The organism is Arthrobacter sp. (assembly GCF_031988865.1).
In the GTDB taxonomy this organism is placed as follows: domain Bacteria; phylum Actinomycetota; class Actinomycetes; order Actinomycetales; family Micrococcaceae; genus Arthrobacter_B.
The window spans coordinates 1-17,927 of record NZ_DALZXY010000075.1 but is presented as its reverse complement, the minus strand read 5'-3'; the positions used below and the strand labels follow the sequence as shown (position 1 = coordinate 17,927).

At 64.7% G+C, this 17,927-nt stretch carries 16 protein-coding genes and 1 pseudogene; 12 read left to right on the top strand and 5 right to left on the bottom strand.

The window, feature by feature from the left end:
- The 8 genes and pseudogenes from RTN46_RS12980 to RTN46_RS12945 form a co-directional block, all read left to right on the top strand.
- A pseudogene (locus RTN46_RS12980) lies at positions 1 to 209 on the top strand (hypothetical protein); the annotation flags it as partial.
- A 162-nt stretch (positions 210 to 371) separates the two neighbouring features.
- Positions 372 to 1,286, top strand: coding sequence for a BadF/BadG/BcrA/BcrD ATPase family protein (locus RTN46_RS12975; RefSeq protein ID WP_312181950.1), 915 nt, complete (start codon positions 372 to 374; stop codon positions 1,284 to 1,286).
- Positions 1,283 to 1,768: an NUDIX hydrolase gene (locus RTN46_RS12970; RefSeq protein ID WP_312181948.1), complete on the top strand. Its 486-nt coding sequence runs from the start codon at positions 1,283 to 1,285 to the stop codon at positions 1,766 to 1,768. Before RTN46_RS12975 ends, RTN46_RS12970 begins: the two co-directional genes overlap by 4 nt.
- A gap of 111 nt (positions 1,769 to 1,879) precedes the next feature.
- Positions 1,880 to 3,049 (top strand): ABC transporter ATP-binding protein, encoded by a 1,170-nt coding sequence (locus tag RTN46_RS12965; RefSeq protein WP_396157736.1) that lies wholly within the window; start codon positions 1,880 to 1,882, stop codon positions 3,047 to 3,049.
- A gap of 2 nt (positions 3,050 to 3,051) precedes the next feature.
- Complete coding sequence (locus RTN46_RS12960; RefSeq protein WP_312181947.1) at positions 3,052 to 3,744, top strand: ABC transporter permease subunit; 693 nt, start codon at positions 3,052 to 3,054, stop codon at positions 3,742 to 3,744.
- Positions 3,744 to 4,496, top strand: a complete 753-nt coding sequence (locus RTN46_RS12955) for an ABC transporter permease (protein ID WP_396157734.1) — start codon at positions 3,744 to 3,746, stop codon at positions 4,494 to 4,496. Before RTN46_RS12960 ends, RTN46_RS12955 begins: the two co-directional genes overlap by 1 nt.
- Entirely contained in the window at positions 4,493 to 5,461 is a 969-nt protein-coding gene (locus RTN46_RS12950; protein WP_312181945.1) for an ABC transporter substrate-binding protein, read from the top strand. The genes RTN46_RS12955 and RTN46_RS12950 overlap by 4 nt, the downstream gene beginning before the upstream one ends.
- A 135-nt stretch (positions 5,462 to 5,596) precedes the next feature.
- A complete protein-coding gene (locus tag RTN46_RS12945) occupies positions 5,597 to 6,814 on the top strand; it encodes a pyridoxal phosphate-dependent aminotransferase (RefSeq protein ID WP_312181943.1) in 1,218 nt (405 codons plus the stop codon).
- Positions 6,815 to 6,842: 28 nt separating this feature from the next.
- Here the strand turns inward: RTN46_RS12945 and RTN46_RS12940 are convergent, their stop codons facing one another.
- Together RTN46_RS12940 and xseA are read right to left on the bottom strand one after the other, a co-directional pair.
- Positions 6,843 to 7,079 (bottom strand): exodeoxyribonuclease VII small subunit, encoded by a 237-nt coding sequence (locus RTN46_RS12940; RefSeq protein ID WP_312181942.1) that lies wholly within the window; start codon positions 7,077 to 7,079, stop codon positions 6,843 to 6,845.
- A 54-nt stretch (positions 7,080 to 7,133) separates the two neighbouring features.
- Positions 7,134 to 8,405 (bottom strand): exodeoxyribonuclease VII large subunit, encoded by a 1,272-nt coding sequence (xseA, locus tag RTN46_RS12935; RefSeq protein ID WP_312181941.1) that lies wholly within the window; start codon positions 8,403 to 8,405, stop codon positions 7,134 to 7,136.
- A gap of 183 nt (positions 8,406 to 8,588) precedes the next feature.
- Here xseA and RTN46_RS12930 point away from each other — a divergent pair, with 183 nt between their 5' ends.
- From RTN46_RS12930 to ychF, 3 genes are all read left to right on the top strand, one after another.
- The gene (locus RTN46_RS12930) at positions 8,589 to 9,407 is read left to right on the top strand and encodes a hypothetical protein (protein WP_312181939.1); all 819 of its coding nucleotides are present in this window, start codon (positions 8,589 to 8,591) and stop codon (positions 9,405 to 9,407) included.
- Between the two features lie 57 nt (positions 9,408 to 9,464).
- Positions 9,465 to 10,544, top strand: coding sequence for a 4-hydroxy-3-methylbut-2-enyl diphosphate reductase (locus RTN46_RS12925; RefSeq protein WP_312181937.1), 1,080 nt, complete (start codon positions 9,465 to 9,467; stop codon positions 10,542 to 10,544).
- An 80-nt stretch (positions 10,545 to 10,624) separates the two neighbouring features.
- Positions 10,625 to 11,710, top strand: coding sequence for a redox-regulated ATPase YchF (gene ychF / locus RTN46_RS12920; RefSeq protein ID WP_312181936.1), 1,086 nt, complete (start codon positions 10,625 to 10,627; stop codon positions 11,708 to 11,710).
- 548 nt (positions 11,711 to 12,258) lie between these two features.
- Here the strand turns inward: ychF and RTN46_RS12915 are convergent.
- Both RTN46_RS12915 and RTN46_RS12910 read right to left on the bottom strand, forming a co-directional pair.
- Entirely contained in the window at positions 12,259 to 15,354 is a 3,096-nt protein-coding gene (locus RTN46_RS12915; protein ID WP_312181935.1) for an ATP-binding protein, read from the bottom strand.
- 223 nt (positions 15,355 to 15,577) lie between these two features.
- On the bottom strand, positions 15,578 to 16,345 hold the full coding sequence (locus RTN46_RS12910; protein WP_312181934.1) for a transposase: 768 nt from the start codon (positions 16,343 to 16,345) through the stop codon (positions 15,578 to 15,580).
- Between the two features lie 455 nt (positions 16,346 to 16,800).
- Here RTN46_RS12910 and RTN46_RS12905 point away from each other — a divergent pair, with 455 nt between their 5' ends.
- Positions 16,801 to 17,154, top strand: coding sequence for a hypothetical protein (locus RTN46_RS12905; RefSeq protein ID WP_312181933.1), 354 nt, complete (start codon positions 16,801 to 16,803; stop codon positions 17,152 to 17,154).
- A gap of 78 nt (positions 17,155 to 17,232) precedes the next feature.
- Here RTN46_RS12905 and RTN46_RS12900 read toward each other — a convergent pair whose 3' ends face one another.
- A complete protein-coding gene (locus RTN46_RS12900) occupies positions 17,233 to 17,667 on the bottom strand; it encodes a hypothetical protein (protein ID WP_312181932.1) in 435 nt (144 codons plus the stop codon).
- Positions 17,668 to 17,927: the final 260 nt, after the last annotated feature.

Here is a 17,927-nt window from a genome sequence, read left to right as displayed (position 1 = left end):
TGTTCGGGCCCGCGTTTGAGCGTGCCGCCGTGCAGGGCGGGAGCTCGCCGGCTGCCCTGAACGCCCGGGCGGCCGGCGTCGCACTGAGCCTGGTCGCCGGGGCACGGGCAGGCAGGCTGAGCCGCACCGAGAACGCCCTGGCCCGGCTGGCGGCCGCTGGCAAACTTCTGGCGCGGGCTGTTGCGGAGCCCGGACCGGATCTCCGGTAGCCCGGTCTCCGGTAGCCCGGGCCTGCGCGCCCGGGATTCGCCGGCACATCCAAAAAGACCGGCGCACACCCACAAGCCCGTCGCAGGCCCAAAAAGACTGCCGTCCACCCAAAAAGACCCGCCAATATCCGGGCCGGTGCACCGGCTGCGTAGGCTGGAGCAATGGAACTGAGCCCCAACCCCGGATCGCCGGTTGAGAGAACTGCCATCGGCCTGGACATCGGCGGAACCAAAACGCACGGCATCCGGCTGCAGGGCAGCGACGTGGTAGCTGAGGCGGTGAGCGGCAGCGCCAACGTCCAGAATGTTTCACGCGAGCAGGCGCGCCATAACCTGGCAGAGATTTTCGCTGCCCTTGGCTCCGCAGACATATCCCGGGTCGTGGCGGGGTCCGGGGGAGTGGATACCCCGGCAGATGCTGCTGCCCTGCAGTCCCTGATCCTCGAGCACGTGCCGTCCGCGGAAGTGAGCGTGGTGCACGACACCCGGCTCATCCTGGCCGCCGGCGAAGCGCCGGCGGGCATCGGGCTGATCGCGGGCACAGGGTCCGTGGCCTGGGGCATGGACGGTGCCGGCGTGCAGGCGCGTTCCGGGGGATGGGGATACCTGCTCGGTGATGAAGGCAGCGCCTACTGGATCGGCCGCGAAGCCGTCCGCCACACCCTGCGCCTGCATGACCTTGGCCAGGAACCCGACCGGCTCGCAGCCGAGCTGATGCTCGCCGTCGGAGTGGACGCCCCGGAGACACTGATCGCGCGGTTCCACAGCGATACCGGCCGGCGTTACTGGGCGTCGATGGCACGCGTGGTGTTCGAAGCAGCGCAGGAAGGCCACGGACCCAGCCGCAGCATCGTCGCGACGGCCGCACGGGACCTCGCCGGACTGGTGGGCGACGTCGCCGCCCAGCTGGGGATCAGGGGACCGGTCGTGATTGGCGGTGGAATCGGGGTCCACCAGCCCCTGCTGCAGGAGCTGCTCGCCGCTGGGCTGTCCGCCCGTGGGCTCGCCGATATCCGTTTCCTCACCCAGGACCCGGTTTTCGGTGTGCGGTACCTGCTCGGAAGCGGTGCCGCATGAGCGGGGCGAGCCGGCCGTTCGACGTCCGCGTTGGTGCCTACGCCGTCGTTATTCAGGACGGGCAGATCCTGCTGGCCCACTGGCACCAGCACGGACACTCAGCGTGGACCCTGCCGGGAGGCGGGCTCGAATTCGGCGAGGACGCACCCACGGCCGCCGTCCGGGAGGTGCGGGAGGAAACCGGCTACACCGTCGAACTGGACGGGCTGCTGGGGGTGGACAGCCACTTCATTCCGCCGGAGAAACGGCTCCACGGTGAAGGGCGGATGCTCCACGCCCTCCGCGTGATCTACCGGGCCAGCATTACCGGGGGATCGCTGGTCAGCGAACAGGCCGGAAGTACGGATGAGGCGGCCTGGTTCCCACTCGCCGAAGTGGCTGGGCTGGAACGTGTGGGACTGGTGGACGCCGCCCTGGAGCTCCTGCGGACAGCTCCGCAGGAGGGCACCGCGCCTCTACGCCACGGGCGTAACACTGTGTAGCGCTGGACTAACGGCCGCGGTTGCACATAGCGTAATTCCACGGCTTGTCAGCATGCTGCCGATTTCCCGCCGTATGTGCACCAGTCGAAACCCCAAACCACGGAGGCTGCCATGTCCCTTCCGGATGGCCCCACGCCCCGGCCGGATACAGCCGAGCCCATGATTAGTTTCCGCGGCGTCACCAAGTCCTACCCGGACTCGGAATCGCCCGCGGTCGAAAACCTCTCCCTCGACATCGACAAGGGGGCCATCACCGTCTTCGTCGGCCCTTCCGGCTGCGGGAAGACCACGTCTCTGCGCATGATCAACCGGATGGTCGAACCAACATCGGGGACCATCCAGGTGGGCGGCCGGGACGCAGCGGAGATCCCCTCCTCCGACCTGCGCCGTTCCATGGGCTACGTGATGCAGTCCTCCGGGCTGCTCCCGCACCGGACTGTCATCGACAACGTCGCCACGGTTCCGCGGCTGAACGGAGTCCCCAAGCGGGAGGCCCGCGCCCGCGCGGAGGAACTGCTCGACGTCGTTGGGCTGGCCGCAGGGATGGGTAAGCGGTATCCCGCCCAGCTCTCCGGCGGCCAGCAGCAGCGCGTCGGCGTCGCCCGGGCACTGGCAGCTGACCCGCCGGTGCTGCTGATGGATGAGCCGTTCAGCGCCGTGGACCCCGTGGTGCGGGCTGAACTGCAGCAGGAACTGCTGCGCCTGCAGCGGGACCTGGGCAAGACCATCGTGTTCGTCACCCATGACATCGACGAAGCAACGATCCTCGGCGACAAGGTGGCGGTCTTCGCCGTCGGCGGGCGGCTGGCCCAGTACGACTCGCCGGAGGGTATCCTCCGCGCGCCCGTCGATGACTTCGTGGCCGGCTTTGTGGGCAAGGACCGCGGGTTCCGCCATCTGGGCTTCCAACCCGGCAACAGCGTTCCGGTTCATTCCGTCCAGACCCTGGACCCCGCCCAGCTGGCAGATCCGGCCGTGCCGGTCACCGGCGGCTGGGCGCTGGCGGTGGACGACGGCGGCCGGCCCCTGGGCTGGGTGCCGGGCTCCGGACGCGCCGCCACAACGTCACCGGCCGACGTGGTACCTGGAGGCTCACTGCACCGGCAGGGCGAGAGCCTGCGCAGCGCGCTCGACGCAGCGCTGTCCTCACCCTCGGGCATGGGTGTCGTTGTTGATTCCGAAGGCCGGGTCACCGGAATCGTCCAAGCCGGAGAAATCCTCGAACTGATCGAAAAGGCCCGGCTGCGCCGCGGCATGGCCCTTCACGGCACGGCGGTCTGAGCATGGACTGGTTCCTGGACAACACGGAGCTGATCAGCCGCCTCACGGCGCTGCACCTGTTCCAGGCCGTGGTGCCGCTGGTCCTGGGCGTCCTTATCGCCATTCCGCTGGCCCAGCTTGCCAGGCTGCACCGCGGTCTTGGAGGGTTCATCCTAGGCGCCTCCGCGGTGATGTATACGATTCCGTCGCTGGCACTGTTCGTCCTGCTGCCCGTGGTCCTGGGCACCCGGGTCCTGGATATCACCAACGTGATCGTTGCCCTGACCATCTACGCCGTCGCCCTGCTGGTCCGCTCCACCGTGGATGCGCTGAACTCGGTGGACGACGACGTCCGGCAGGCGGCGACCGCGATGGGCTACCGGCCGCTGCGCCGGTTCTTCGCCGTCGACCTCCCGCTGTCCCTGCCCGTGCTTTTCGCCGGCCTGCGGGTGATCTCGGTATCCAACATGTCGCTGGTGAGCGTTGGCGCGCTGCTGGGGATTGAGAGCCTTGGGCGGCTGTTTATGGACGGGCTTTACCGGAACTTCCCCACTGAGATCGTGATCGGGATCGTGCTGATCCTGCTCCTTGCGCTGGTGCTGGACCTGCTGCTGGTCCTGTGCCAGCGGCTGCTCACGCCCTGGACCCGCGCCGCCAAACGGAGCGCACCGCAGCTGCCTGCCACCACGCTTGAAGCCACGACGGCGGGTGCCTGATGGAGTACTCAAGCGAGAACGTCCTGGTCCAGATGTTCGAATGGCTCACCTACCCGCCCAACTGGGCGCTGCACGGGGGGATCCCCACCCGGATCGTCGAGCACCTCGGGTACACGGCGCTCGCCGTCGGAATCGCCGCTGTGATCGCCGTGCCGCTGGGCCTGTACATCGGGCACACCGGGCGGGGACGCGTCGTCGTTGTTTCCGGTACCGGCATTCTGCGCGCCCTTCCCACCCTTGGCCTGGTGTTCCTCTTTGTCCTCCTTGCCGGAATCGGGCTTATGCCGCCCATCTGGGCACTGGTCCTGCTGGCCATGCCACCGCTGCTCGCCGGCGTCTATGCGGGGATTTCCTCGGTGGACCCCACGATCGTGGACGCGGCGCGGGCCATGGGAATGAATGAACTCCAGATTCTCTTCCGGGTCGAACTGCCGAACGGATTGAAGGTCGCCTTCGGCGGTTTCCGGGCGGCTGTCCTGCAGGTCCTGGCCACCGTCTCCGTCGTCGCGTTCATCTCCCTGGGCGGGCTCGGCGTGTATCTGATCGAAGGAACCCAACTGCGGGACAACGGACGGCTCTTCGGCGGTGCGCTGCTGATTGCGCTGCTGGCCCTCGCTGTTGATTTGGTGCTGGCAGCCGTCCAGCGCCTTGTATTGTCACCGGGCCTGCGGAACCGCAGTGCCCGGAAACCGGCTGTCCAAAGCCCCCGGCAGGCCCAGCCCGCCGGTCTCCAAGGAGGAAGCACATCATGAGCACATCTACCCGACCGCGCACCAAGGCCGTCCTGACCGGTGCCGCAGGCCTGGCTGCCGCCCTGGTGCTGGCATCCTGCGGAGCGAACTCGGACCCGCAGAGCGTGGAGTCCAGTTCGGCGCCGACCGGATCGAACGGAACCGAGACGCTGGTCATCGGATCCGCCGACTTCCCCGAGTCGCAGATCATCGCGGAAATCTACGCCGGAGCCCTGAATGCCAAGGGCATCGAGGCCAGCACCAAGCCGGGCATCGGCTCCCGCGAGATCTATTACAAGGCGCTGGAAGACGGATCGGTCCAGGTCATCCCGGACTACAGCGGAAACCTGCTGCTGTTCGCTGACACGGAAGCCACCGCGCAGTCCGCGGAGGAGATCATGGATGCGCTGCCGGCAGCGCTGGAAGCGGAATCCCCGGACAGCAACATCGCCGTCCTCGAGCCGGCCGCGGCTGAAAGCAAGGACGCCCTGGTGGTTACGCAGGCCACCGCGGAGAAGTTCGACCTCACCTCGCTCGAGGACCTGGCCAAGGTCTGCGGCGAAATCACCATCGGCGCCCCCACCACGTTCCAGGAACGGGCCTACGGCCTGCCCGGGCTCGCGGAGAAGTACGGGTGTGAGCCGGCAGGCTTCGAAGCGATCAACGACGGCGGCGGCGAAGCCACGCTGCAGGCGCTGCTGACGGATAAGGTCCAGGCTGCGGACATCTACACCACGACGCCCTCGATTGAGGAAAACAGCCTGGTTGTCTTGGAGGACCCGAAGAACAACTTCATTGCGCAGCAGGTGGTGCCGCTGGTCAACCTCGACGCCGTGAGCTCCGAAGCGCAGGACGTGCTGAACAGCGTCTCCGCCGTGCTGACCACCGAGGACCTGATCTCCCTGAACCAGGCCGTCTCCGGGGACCAGAAACAGGATCCGAAGACTGCAGCCGAGGCCTGGCTGAAGGAAAAGGGCCTGGCCTAGCGGCCTCCGCACCTCACCCGCTCCCACCCCGTGGAGCGGACAGCTACGGCTCGTATTACGCCTCATACGAGCCGTACCTGTCTCTCGGTGACGTGGCGGACAGGGCCGAGCCGCCCGTTATGGCATTCTGAATAGATGGCAGAATTCACCCAGTCGCAAAAGCTCCACAACGTCCTCTACGACATCCGGGGACCGCTGCTCGAACACGCGCAGCGAATGGAAGCCGCAGGCCAGCGGATCCTCAAGCTGAACATCGGCAACCCGGCGCCGTTCGGCTTCGAGGCGCCGGAAGCGATCCTGGTGGACATGATCCGCCATCTGCCAACGGCCCAGGGCTACAGCGATTCACGCGGCATCTTCTCGGCCCGCACCGCAGTGGTGCAGTACTACCAGGGCCGCGGGATCCACAACATCGACGTTGATGACGTCTATCTCGGCAACGGCGTGAGTGAGCTGATCACCATGTCGCTGCAGGCCCTGCTGGATAACGGCGACGAAATCCTGGTCCCGACCCCGGACTACCCACTCTGGACAGCATCCGTCTCACTGGCCGGCGGCACAGCCGTGCACTACCTCTGCGACGAGGACAACCACTGGTGGCCGGATGTCGAGGACATGGAGGCCCGGATCACGAACCGGACCAAGGGGATCGTGCTCATCAACCCGAACAACCCCACCGGTGCCGTCTACCCGGACTACATCCTGCGGCAGATCGTGGACCTGGCCCGGAAGCACGGGCTGATTATCTTCGCCGACGAGATCTACGAAAAGATCCTGTACGACGGCGCCGTGCACGTCAACGCGGCCTCGATCACCGGCGAGGACGTGCTCTGCCTGACGTTCAGCGGCCTCTCCAAGGCGTACCGCATCGCCGGGTTCCGCAGCGGCTGGATGACCATCTCCGGTCCGAAGCGGGACGCCGCCGACTACATCGAGGGCATCAACCTGCTGGCCAACATGCGCCTGTGCGCGAACGTTCCCGCGCAGCACGCGATCCAGACGGCGCTGGGTGGTCACCAAAGCATCAATGACCTGATCCTGCCAGGCGGCCGGCTGAAGGCCCAGCGAGACCTGGCCCACAAAATGCTCAATGACATCCCCGGCGTCAGCTGCGAGATTGCCGAGGGCGCGCTCTACCTGTTCCCGAAGCTGGACCCCGAGGCCTACCCGATCAAGTCCGACGAAACTTTCGCGCTGGACCTGCTCAAGCAGCAGAAGATCCTGGTCTCGCACGGAACAGCGTTCAACTGGATCCGTCCGGACCACTTCCGGATGGTGACGCTGCCTTCGGTTGAGGACATCGACGACGCCGTGTCGAGGCTGGCAGAGTTCCTCAGCACCTATAAGCCCTAAGGGTGCAGGAACAAGGTGCTCTTCCAGCCTAGGCGTCGCCGCGGGCTTCCCGGGCTTCGCGTGCGGCGTCCAGGCGCTTGCGGGCACCTTCAAGCCAGGACTCGCAGCGGGTCGCCAGCGCCTCGCCGCGCTCCCAAAGGGCCAGGGACTCCTCGAGGCTGGCGCCGCCCGCTTCGAGCCTGGTCACCACGGACACCAGTTCGTCGCGTGCCTGTTCGTAGTTCATGGCCTCTACGTCGGCCGGAAGCGCTGCTGTTTCGTTCATGCTGTTCTCCTGAGTGCTAAACGGTTGGGAAGTCTGTCGAAAAAAGGGGAGGGCCTACTGCGGTCCGGTCGCTGTGGCACCGAGCTCCCCGGCAGCGACCCGGAGGCGCAGCAGCGCCCCGGATTCGACGGCGGCGGCTTCGCGGACCACGGACCCGTCTGCAAGCTGCACAACGGCGTAGCCGCGGTCCAGGGTTTTCTGCGGCGAGAGGGCCAGGACCTGCGCCCGCAGGTGGGTGATCCGATCGGCGTCGCGCCGGACCTCGGCGCGCATGGCGGAGAACGCCCGGTCCCGGAGCCTGCCGATGTCCTCACCGCGGGTGGCGAGCATGGTCTCCGGCGCGGACAGCACCGGGCGGCTGCGGATGTGCCGCAGCCGCTCGGATTCGCGTCCCAGCATCAGTTCCATGATCCGGCGCAGCTGCGAACGGGCGGTGCCGATGCGCGCCAGCTCCTCGCCGACGTCGGGCACGATCCGCTTAGCCGCATCGGTGGGGGTGGAGGCACGCAGGTCGGCAACCTCATCCAGCAGCGGGCGGTCAGCTTCGTGCCCAATCGCGCTGACCACGGGGGTTTGCGCGGCAGCCACGGCCCGGACCAGTTCCTCATTGCTGAAGGGCAGCAGATCCTCCATGGATCCGCCGCCGCGGGCAATCACGATCACGTCGACCTCCGGCATGGCATCCAGGGCAGCCAGTGCCCGGGTGACTTCGGCGACGGCGTTAACGCCCTGCACAGCGACTTCGCGGACCTCGAATTCCACGGCCGGCCAGCGCAGGGCGGCATTGCGCATCACGTCCTTCATGGCGTCGGAGTTGCGCCCGGTGATGAGCCCGATCCGGCCGGGCAGGAGCGGCAGGCGCTGCTTGCGGGCGGCGCTGAACAGGCCTTCAGCGGCCAGCGCCTGGCGGAGCCGCTCGATCCGGGCCAGCAGATCGCCCAGGCCTACCGGGCGGATGTCCCTGGTCTGCATGGACAGGCGGCCGGTCTTGACCCAGAAATCCGGCTTGATGTGCGCGACGACGCGGGCACCGCGTTCCAGCGGAAGTTCCAGCCGGTTCATGACCGTCCCCCACACTGTCAGGGACAGGGAAATCTCAGCGTCGACGTCGCGCAGCGTGATGTACGATGCGTTGGCCCGGCGGTTCAGCTCGATGATCTGGCCCTCGACCCAGGCCGCGGGTGCCCGGTCGATGTAGGCCTTCAGGTTCTTCGACAGCAGTGCCAGCGGCCAGGGATTTTCCGGCGACGTGAGGGCTGCCGTGGGGGCCAGCACGGTCCCGGCGTCCGCTTCGCCAGGGCCCTGGGGTCCTGTGTCATCCTGCATTCGAGCTCCTGATGGTTCATCTGCTGGCCGGTGTCCGGGGCGGTACTGGTCCACGGTTAATGTTTATCAGGTACTTCGGACACGGCGCGCAGGGACCACCGGGATGGTGGATGCGGCACCGGGGTTTGGCAGAATTCCTTACAGGGCGCCAACGGGTTGCCTGCGTTCGATGAGTGGAGACAGATGCGAAGTTTTGGTTCGGCGATTCTGGTACTGGCCGCGGTGCTCCTGGCCGGAACGGCGGCGTGCGGCGCCTGGCTGGCGCAGAACGTGGTGTCCGCCGAGGGGTTCGCCAGGCTGGCCCAGCCACTGGGGGAGAACCAGGCCTTCCAATCGGAGCTTTCGGCAGCGGTCGCGGAACAAGCTGGTGCGTCCTCCGGCCTGCCGGACGTCATCGCGCAGTTCATTGAACCGGTCGTCCAGGAGGTGGTTTCAGGCATTCAGCAGGATCCCGGGTATCCCGGGGCCTGGACCCAGACACTGGAGCAGTCACACACTGCCACGTTCGACTCGGGCATGCCCACACTGGACCTGGGTCCGCTGCTGAACTTGGTGGGCGCCGGAGTGGCTGAGAAAACCGGCACTGACGTTCCGGATGCCGGATCCCGCCCGATCGCGCTCTCCAGCGCTGACGCGAGTGAACAGCTGGCAGGCCTGACCCGGTTCGCGGACGCGTGGCCGATGTTTGCCGCCGCGGCCGTCCTTGCCGCATTGCTCGGTCTGCTGGTGGCCCGCCGCCGCTCGACGACGCTGGCCCTGATCGGTGCCGGTGCAGTGGGCGTTGGGGCGGCCCTGTGGCTGCTGGCCGGGGTGGTGCCCGCCGTGGCCGAGCGGCAGGCGCCGTCTAACCCGGTGGCTTCCTCCTTCATCACCGCCCTGGCACCCGAGGCGGCCGCGGCGTTCCAGGCCTGGCTCATCCCGCTGATGCTCGGCGCAGCGGTTCTGTGTGTGGCCGGGTTGGTCTTCCGGTTTGCTGCCGGCAACCGGCGCCGGGTGCGCTAACAGCGGACTGCCGGGCTCCGGGGCCGGGTCCGGCAGGGCACCGGCTAGCATGGTGGTATGACCAGCACTGCCGTTTCCGTGCCGATGCCCACCGTGCCACGCCGCCGCCGCAGCCCCGAAGAGATTGCCGCGGCTGCTCCTGTGAACGCCCCGCGCCGGGTTCTTCTCGCCGCGCCCCGCGGCTACTGCGCGGGCGTCGACCGCGCGGTCATCGCCGTGGAAAAGGCGCTGGAGGCCTACGGGCCGCCCATCTACGTCCGCAAACAGATTGTCCACAACCTGCACGTGGTTCACACGTTGGAGGAAAAGGGTGCCATCTTCGTCGACGAAACCGACGAGGTTCCGGAAGGCGCACGGCTGATCTTTTCCGCGCACGGCGTCTCTCCCGCCGTCGTGCAGTCCGCGAAGGACCGGAACCTGCAGACCATTGATGCCACCTGCCCGCTGGTGACCAAGGTCCACAAGGAAGCAGTGCGGTTTGCCCGCGACGACTTTGACATCCTGCTGATTGGCCACGAGGGCCACGAGGAAGTTGAAGGCACTTACGGCGAGGCCCCCGAACACACGCAGATCGTGAACGGTCCCGAAGACGTGGACAAGGTTGTGGTCCGTGATCCGGAGAAGGTCATCTGGCTGTCCCAGACGACGCTGAGCGTGGATGAAGCCATGCACACGGTGAATCTGCTGCGTAAGCGGTTCCCCACCCTGCAGGACCCGCCCAGCGACGACATCTGCTACGCCACCTCCAACCGGCAGGCCGCGATCAAGAAGATCGCCCCCGACGCGGATCTGGTGATCGTGGTCGGCTCGGCAAACTCGTCCAACTCCGTGCGGCTGGTCGAGGTCGCGCTGGAGTACGGGGCCAAGGCCTCCCACCGCGTGGACTTCGCCAACGAGATTGACGAGTCCTGGTTTGAGGGTGTGGCCACCGTGGGCGTGACTTCCGGCGCCTCCGTTCCGGAAAACCTGGTCCAGGATGTCCTGAACCTGTTGGCGGATTACGGCTACGGCGACGTCGAAGAGGTGGTCACTGCGCAGGAGGACATCATCTTCTCCCTGCCCAAGGAAATCCGGGCCACGCTCAAGGCCATGGGGGATACCTCACGCGGTTTGGGCGGCCGCCGCTCCGGTTCCTAACGCCGCCGGGGCCCGCCGGCACAGGGGCTCCGCCGGTTCCAGTTCGGCTCCAGCGGGGCGCCCCGGTAGCATTGACTACCGTGGCTCTTACTATTGGCATCGTCGGCCTGCCCAACGTCGGCAAATCAACCCTGTTCAACGCGCTGACCCGGAACAACGTGCTCGCGGCGAACTATCCGTTCGCGACGATCGAACCGAACGTCGGCGTCGTCTCCCTGCCGGATCCGCGGCTGGCCAAGCTGGCCGAGATCTTCGGCTCCGCGCGCATCCTGCCGGCCACCGTGTCCTTCGTGGACATCGCCGGCATCGTGAAGGGCGCCTCCGAGGGTGAAGGCCTGGGCAACCAGTTCCTCGCCAACATCCGCGAAGCCGAGGCCATCGCCCAGGTTATCCGCGTCTTCGATGATCCCGACGTCGTCCATGTTGATGGCAAGGTTGATCCGAGCTCGGACATGGAGACCATCAACACCGAACTGATCCTCGCGGACCTCCAGACCCTGGAGAAGGCCATCCCGCGCGTGGAGAAGGAAGTGAAGATCAAGAAGCGCGACGCCGCTCAGCTGGCTGCCATGCAGGCCGCACAGGCCGTGCTGGAGCGCGGCGACACGATCTTCGCGTCCGTGGAGAGCGACAAGCTGGACATGGAGCACCTGCGCGAGCTGAGCCTGCTCACCGCCAAGCCCTTCATCTACGTCTTCAACGTCGACGACGCCGTCCTCGGCAACCCGGCCCGCCAGGAGGAGCTGCGCGCCCTGGTGGCACCGGCCGACGCCATCTTCCTGGACGCCAAGCTCGAAGCCGACCTGGTGGAGCTGGACGAAGAAGAAGCCCGCGAAATGCTGGAGATGAGCGGCCAGGACGAATCCGGCCTGGACAAGCTCGCCCGTGTTGGCTTCCACACCCTTGGCCTGCAGACCTACCTGACCGCCGGCCCCAAGGAAACCCGCGCCTGGACCATCCGTAAGGGCGACACCGCCCCGCAGGCTGCCGGCGTCATCCACACCGACTTCCAGCGCGGCTTCATCAAGGCCGAGGTTGTCTCCTTCGACGACCTCGCCGAGGCCGGTTCCATGGCCGAGGCCAAGTCCCGCGGCAAGGTCCGGATCGAGGGCAAGGACTACGTTATGGCCGACGGCGACGTGGTGGAGTTCCGCTTTAACGTATAAGGCCTGTTCGGTCTAGGTCGTGAGAAAGGCTCGGAATGCTGTGGCGTTCCGGGCTTTTCTTTATCGTGCAGGGGTACAACCGCTGCATCGGAAAGATGCTCGCCATCTCCCGGGTGTCCGAGTACCGCTTTCTGGCTAGCTAAGCTCCGGGCAAGGGGCAGGGCCGTGATTCCATGTCCGCGTACTCCTCCTCCGCTATCACTCGTCGACTCCAGCGAGCGGTCCGGCGAGGGGCGTACGAATGCAGGAGACGCTTCTTCGTGACGGAACGTATCGGAGCCCCGAATTAACGATTAGTCGCTTTCCGTTCAGCGTGTGACGTAAGCGGGCGGCGAGCTGGTCCCGCAACACCCGACGATCGTGACCGTTTGGTGGACTCGTTGGCGGCCGCCACGATAATTCAAAAGCCCTGCACGGGCGTCAGCAGGGACGGATGCTTGCCCAGTGGGGCGGTGCATCCGACGTCTCCTCTTGGACAGGAACAGCGGTGACTCCAGCCTCGTCCTGTACAGAACGTGGGGAGGCGCTGCGCGCGCCACCCCACTGCCCTACACGTCGCCGCGGCGCTGCCATGCCGTGGTTGTCGACCACACTGGCAGCTCATCGACAAGGGTCAGCAGACGGCGAAGCGCCTTCTGCTCGATCAGGCCTTCTTGCTCGGGCGCTGTCAGCCAGCTGTCCATAGCGTTGGCGAACTCCTCGAATTCGCCCTCCACTAGACCAACCTTCGAAGGCGGCACCCGGGAAGCGATCGTGAACAACGCGGCGAAAGATGCCCCCTTCGTCGCTTCAGAATCTTCAGCCTCGTCGATTTGGCGGAACAGAGCCGAGAACGTCGACTTGGGACCGAACAAGCGCTGGCTGCCGATGAACAAGATTTCGGCGTCGTGAGGAAGGTCTGCGATCCTGATGTCCGCATCGACGCAGTATCTGTTCGCGTGGCGGCTGCGGCTTCCAAACCTCAGACGTCCCGTGATCTCCATGAGCTGGTTCACCGTCGATGCGAATTCCCGAGTGTAGGGCTCGCTTTTCCAGGAGCCTGATGAGGGACGAAAATCTAGAAGGACGCTACGTCCACGCTCGAGGGACCTGATGGTCGCGGGTTCGAATCCGTCCCAGAGCAGCTGTCCGAATCCAAACAATGCATCCTGCCCACCCAGCAGCGGCAACGGGTTTTCCTCAACGTCCGCTAGCAAGCCGCCGTCGCGAAGCAGTGCCATCATTCCCTTTGGTTGAGGCAGCCAATCCATGAACCGCGCCGCATCATCTGCTGCCGGTCCAACTAGCACGCTGAAGCCTGTCCGCTGCAACTCCGCCGCAGAACGCGCCTCAAGGACGGAATCCTGCTCGACAGGGTGTACTGGCGCGCGCCACAGCACCTTTTGCATGGACCGGGGGCGGGCGTATGCGGGTCCTCTCTCGCTACTAGCCAGCTGTGAGAAGAGATACCTCGCCTCCTTCAGAGCCAAGCGTTGGGAAACACGAGCGGACACTTCAGGAATTTGATCCTCGATCGTCTCAACCAAACAGCCGTACAGCGTCTCAATAATGTGGTCGAGTTGCGCACCGGCTTCCAGGTCTGTGCGAGCGACATTGGTACGCGGCGCCTGTGCTCCACTCACATCTGCGAGGGCTACGGGGGAGTCCGACCATCCTGGAAGCGCCTCCGTGACGCGAATACCTTGAATGCTAACGCCAGCAATCGGCACGGATCCCTCTGAGAGACTCCAAGCGATCTCGGCATCGGCAAGTGAATCGTGACGACGAGAGCGACCCGTGCGTAGAATTTCCCATTCCTTGTAAAATGAGTTCCAAACCTGCGCGATCGCCACGCTGACGTTGCCAACGACCTTCTCCACGACGCGCACCTCTCTCGGGCCTGTCAACGACGGCGCAAGCATGCCCTCTAGGGCCGCTCGCGGAGACTCCCAACCGATGATCATGTCTTCGCCTTCGGGAAGCCGACAAACCACGCGGCAACGTGGCAACACGACCCACCGTTGGAGTAGCTTGAGTATTGAACCTTCGAACTCAGAGCTTGCCCTCAGGGTCAGTTCGATTTCGGTTCCTCGCGCTCCGAGTCGCGCGGCAACTTCCGAATTCGGTGCGAGGTCGCGAATCAAGTACCGGCCATGAACCGACTTCAGCACGAGTTCCCTGCCAACTTGTTCCCCCGCGGCCACCGTGGCGACTCGAATCTCGTCCGCGATCATGAATGCGGATAGTACACCGATGCCGAAGCGTGAAATGGAGGCAAAGCCGGGGTGCTTTTCGCGAAACTCTTGCGACTGGTAGCTTGAGGAGCCAACTTTGAGAAAGTGATTCAGTAAACGATCCTGCGTCATCCCCACGCCGTTATCGCGTACTCGCAACAGTCGCGAGGCAGGGTCGTATTCAATGACCACATTCGGTCCCGAGCCAAGACTTCCTGGCTGGATTTCCTCTTGTAGGCGGACAGCGTCGATAGCGTTCTGAGTTATCTCGCGGATCGCGACGCTGGCGTCATTGTAGAGCGTATGGCCGGTGAGAAGCTCGAGCACTTTTTCTTGGTCGAAAGTGAACGAGAAGTGCTTGCGGACGAAATTGACCGTCTCGATCTGCTCACGATCGATATCGGTCCAAGGGAACTTGTACGCCTTTGCCCTTTCCTCCTGCGTATTCGCCTCCTCGGCCCACTGCTGCGTCTTCTTAAGCTGTGAATCGCAGTAGTCGAGATACTCCATCAAAGCGAAGTAGCCGTCGGGCTCGTCAAAGCGGGCGTGCACCTCTATGGACGTCGGGGTTCCAGAAGCCTCAGGCTTTGGTTTCACAGCTCGAATTGCCCGTTGCTTCCGCCACTCGCGCTGTCCCATTGGATCTCGAGGGCTTGCCAGCAGGTATTGAACCGTAGGCGTGCGATCACGAGTCATGTGAACGAGGTCGGCCGTTCGAAGGATCAATGCGGCGTACTGGAGGTTTGCCTCGTCCTGGCGGTCGTTTCCGTAGGAGCGTCCGACTCGGTACTTTGTTCGGTCATCGAGGTCGTCAAGGTGGTGGCTCCGAGCAACCAAAGCGATGTCGCTTCGCAAGACCGGATCGAGATCGGCGAGTACTTCTTGGACCAGGTTGACTGTGGTCTTTGCCACACCGAATCGTTCATATCCGGTGTCGTTGATCCAGGACTCGATACGCTCGGCGTGGTGTGTCCGCACGAACTCCTCATAGAGGAAATGTTCCTGATCCTCTGAGTCGAAGGCATTCAAGCGGTCTTTCAAATCAACGCCGCGAGCCGATTCGTCGGCCAACATCCCGTCTCTGAACGCCGGAAACTCGCTTTGGCTACGGGCGTCAAACTCCTCCTTAGTAACGAGCATCCCTAGGTCGTGAACGTAGATTGAGAGCGTTATGACCAGGGCGTCCGCAACCGTCAGCACGCCCCAGGTCTCCTCTGGAATAAGCCAATCCGCGGTTTCGAGAAGTGAATCGATGTGTGTGATGTCGTGCTTCGTGTAGGTGGAGAACTCTGCAGTATTTCCGATGGCGGCTAGCAACTGGGACAACTGTTTGCGGGCTGACGCGAGATTGAAGCCTCCGAGTGCACCTCTTTCCCGAGCCTTCTCTGCTAGGGCTTCAATGCGGCTTGCGCCAATGTTAAGACTGTTCAAGTGCTCTCCCGGTTGTTGCTACGTTGCCACGACTCTATATGAGGACGAACCAGAAATTCAGGATCTTGGAGGGTGCCCCCATGGTTTTCGTCAAGCGACTGAGGGCAGGTTCGTCGGTGTGGGGTCTTCGTAGAGTGTTGCGTCGCGAAGCATCGCGAAAGGACATAGAACCGGCGGCTGGGAGGACAATGCTTGCTTGGTTGTGTCGTTTGTTCTTGGAGCGTTAGCGGTTGTAATACGCCATCGACGGCGGTGATGCAGGGCGGCGAAGGCCGAAAGGCAGAAGGCAAGTTGAGCTTCTTAATCCCCAGCCGGCTCGGGGGCTCACAGCGGATCGAGGTTCCGGAACGGCGGGTAATCGGGGTGATTCCGGCGTCGGAAGCCAGATGAGCGGCGGATCGAATTGTTTGCCGGTGACTTCGTTGAGGACCGTGCGGAGGTCTCGAGGCCGATGCCGGGCATAGACGTCACGATCTCGCAAAGAGGGTGGGCTCGACGAGAGCTTCGACCTGGGATGCGATCTCGACTGCCGACGCAAGGCCATGAGCTGCTCGGGCAGACTGGGCAGCACGATGTCGGCCGCGCCGATGCCCACGACTGCGACTCTCTGCTGGTCAGGGGCGGCTCTCGACGCATACTTCTTCAACTTTGCTCTAACGTGTCCGAGGCCGGCCGTCTTCAGCGCTTGCGGGGTCAGGAAGCGGGTAATTAGGCCCGCCACGGCCGGATGGTCCAGGTGCGGTCCCAATGCCCGTTCCAGTGAGGGATGGATTTGGGCGAGCAGCCCGGGGATCCGGTTGGAGGTGGCGGTGATTTGTCCGGCGACGTCGTCATCGAACCCGCAGAACACCCCGAGCTCGGTCAGGGTTTCATCGTCTCGTTCCACGGAGTACAGCGCATGCAGCATGGACCGGGAGGCTTCGGCAATGATTGCGGCGTCTCGGGCATCGGATTTCGCCTGGTCTGGGCGCAGGTCCGCGACCCTCCGCATCGCCAGTCCCGGCCTATGTCCCGCTGTTACGATTCACCGCGGCGTAGGGTGCCAGTGTTGTCCACGCCGACTCGCAATGCGAATTCATCAAGGCCGAGGTTGCCTCATCCGAGGACTCTGAGCTCGATTGACATGCTATTTGACGTACTTCGGCCGTCGTTGTGAGGATCGACGAATGAATGACATGGCGCGCCGCAGATTCATGAGCCGGTATTCGTTCCACCTCGCCCACTTCCCTTCGTTCAGGGCAACAGGTGGGCTCCTGAGGCCGCCGAAAGCGCCTGGGCTGCGCCACATTGAAGTGCTGGCCGGTATGCAGCTGGGTGCACCCGTGGTCTCCCCGCGCCGGATGCAGTTACGGCGAATCGCGGTCTTCGCGGAGTGGGAAGATGAGAAAGCGCTGATTGATTTTCTGGCCGGACACCCTTTCGGCCGCAGATTGAACGAGGGGTGGCATGTCCGGCTCGAGCTCGTGGGCCCGCATGCGTCTGCCGGAACTGCCCCGGTTCATCCGATGGGGCCGCCCCGTCGAGCGCCAGATCCGCGGTCATCCCGAAGCAAAACTCGCCGCGGCGGCCATCCGATTGCCGCGGACGGTTTCAACGTTCTCCATCTGGACCAGCACGCGGGCAATGACGGCGATGGTGTTTGGCCGCGACGACGGTGAGGGCGCCCACCGGCATACCGAGGCGATGATTGAACGCGAACGCCGGGACTTCCACCACGAATTTACGACGCTGCGCTTCAGGCCGTTGTCAGAGCACGGATCCTGGGAAGGCCGAAGCCAGTACGTTCCGTGGCCCGCGTAACTTTGCCGTCGACAGCACGGTGTCCCAGTGGGCCCGGGCCGGTCGGCGAATGAGTGCTTGCCCTTGTCCGGTCCTCGATTATGGTGAGCTGGCGGCTGCGATGGCCCAGGTTACATTCGCCGGCGCGCCCTGAACCGTGATCAGCAGGCGAATGCCCTGCAAAGGCAACGAGCGGGTGATCTCCTGCTCCTCGCCGTCCTTGCTGCAGGGCAATTCGAACGGGCCCTGCTTATTCAGCCGCACGAGGGCAGTTCCTTCGCCGCCCGAGCAAAGGCCTGAGATGGTCAAACCATTCCGGTCGAGGGGGAGTTCGATCTGCACGCTCTGCTCCGGTCCTCCAGCACCGGCCGCCCCTGCATACATCTCGCGGCCGCCCTGGGTGACCGAGTTGGCGAGTGCATCCTGCGTCAGGGTGATCGTCTCCGTATCGCGCTCGTCGGCGGCGCTTCCAGTGCAGCCGGCCAGAGCCAACGCGACGACGATTGCTGCGACAGCTTTTGCGGTCCGGTTCACGAGTTGCCTTCCTGGGCGGTTCACACGGCCCAAACGATACGCACAACGCGGTTCTTAGCAAAAGTTGGCAACCCAATGAGTCTGCCGGGCTCTTGGCTTGAGACTTGGTGGCGTCGGCGCCGCCGCTCAGCGCTTGGCGCTCAGCGTTCCACGGCGCAGAAGGTGCTCCTCTTTCGCAGAGCGGGTGATCCGGTCAGGGGACAGGAAAGCGGAACCGATCTGGCGGGCAGACTGCAGGCCGGTCTCGCGCATAACCGTGT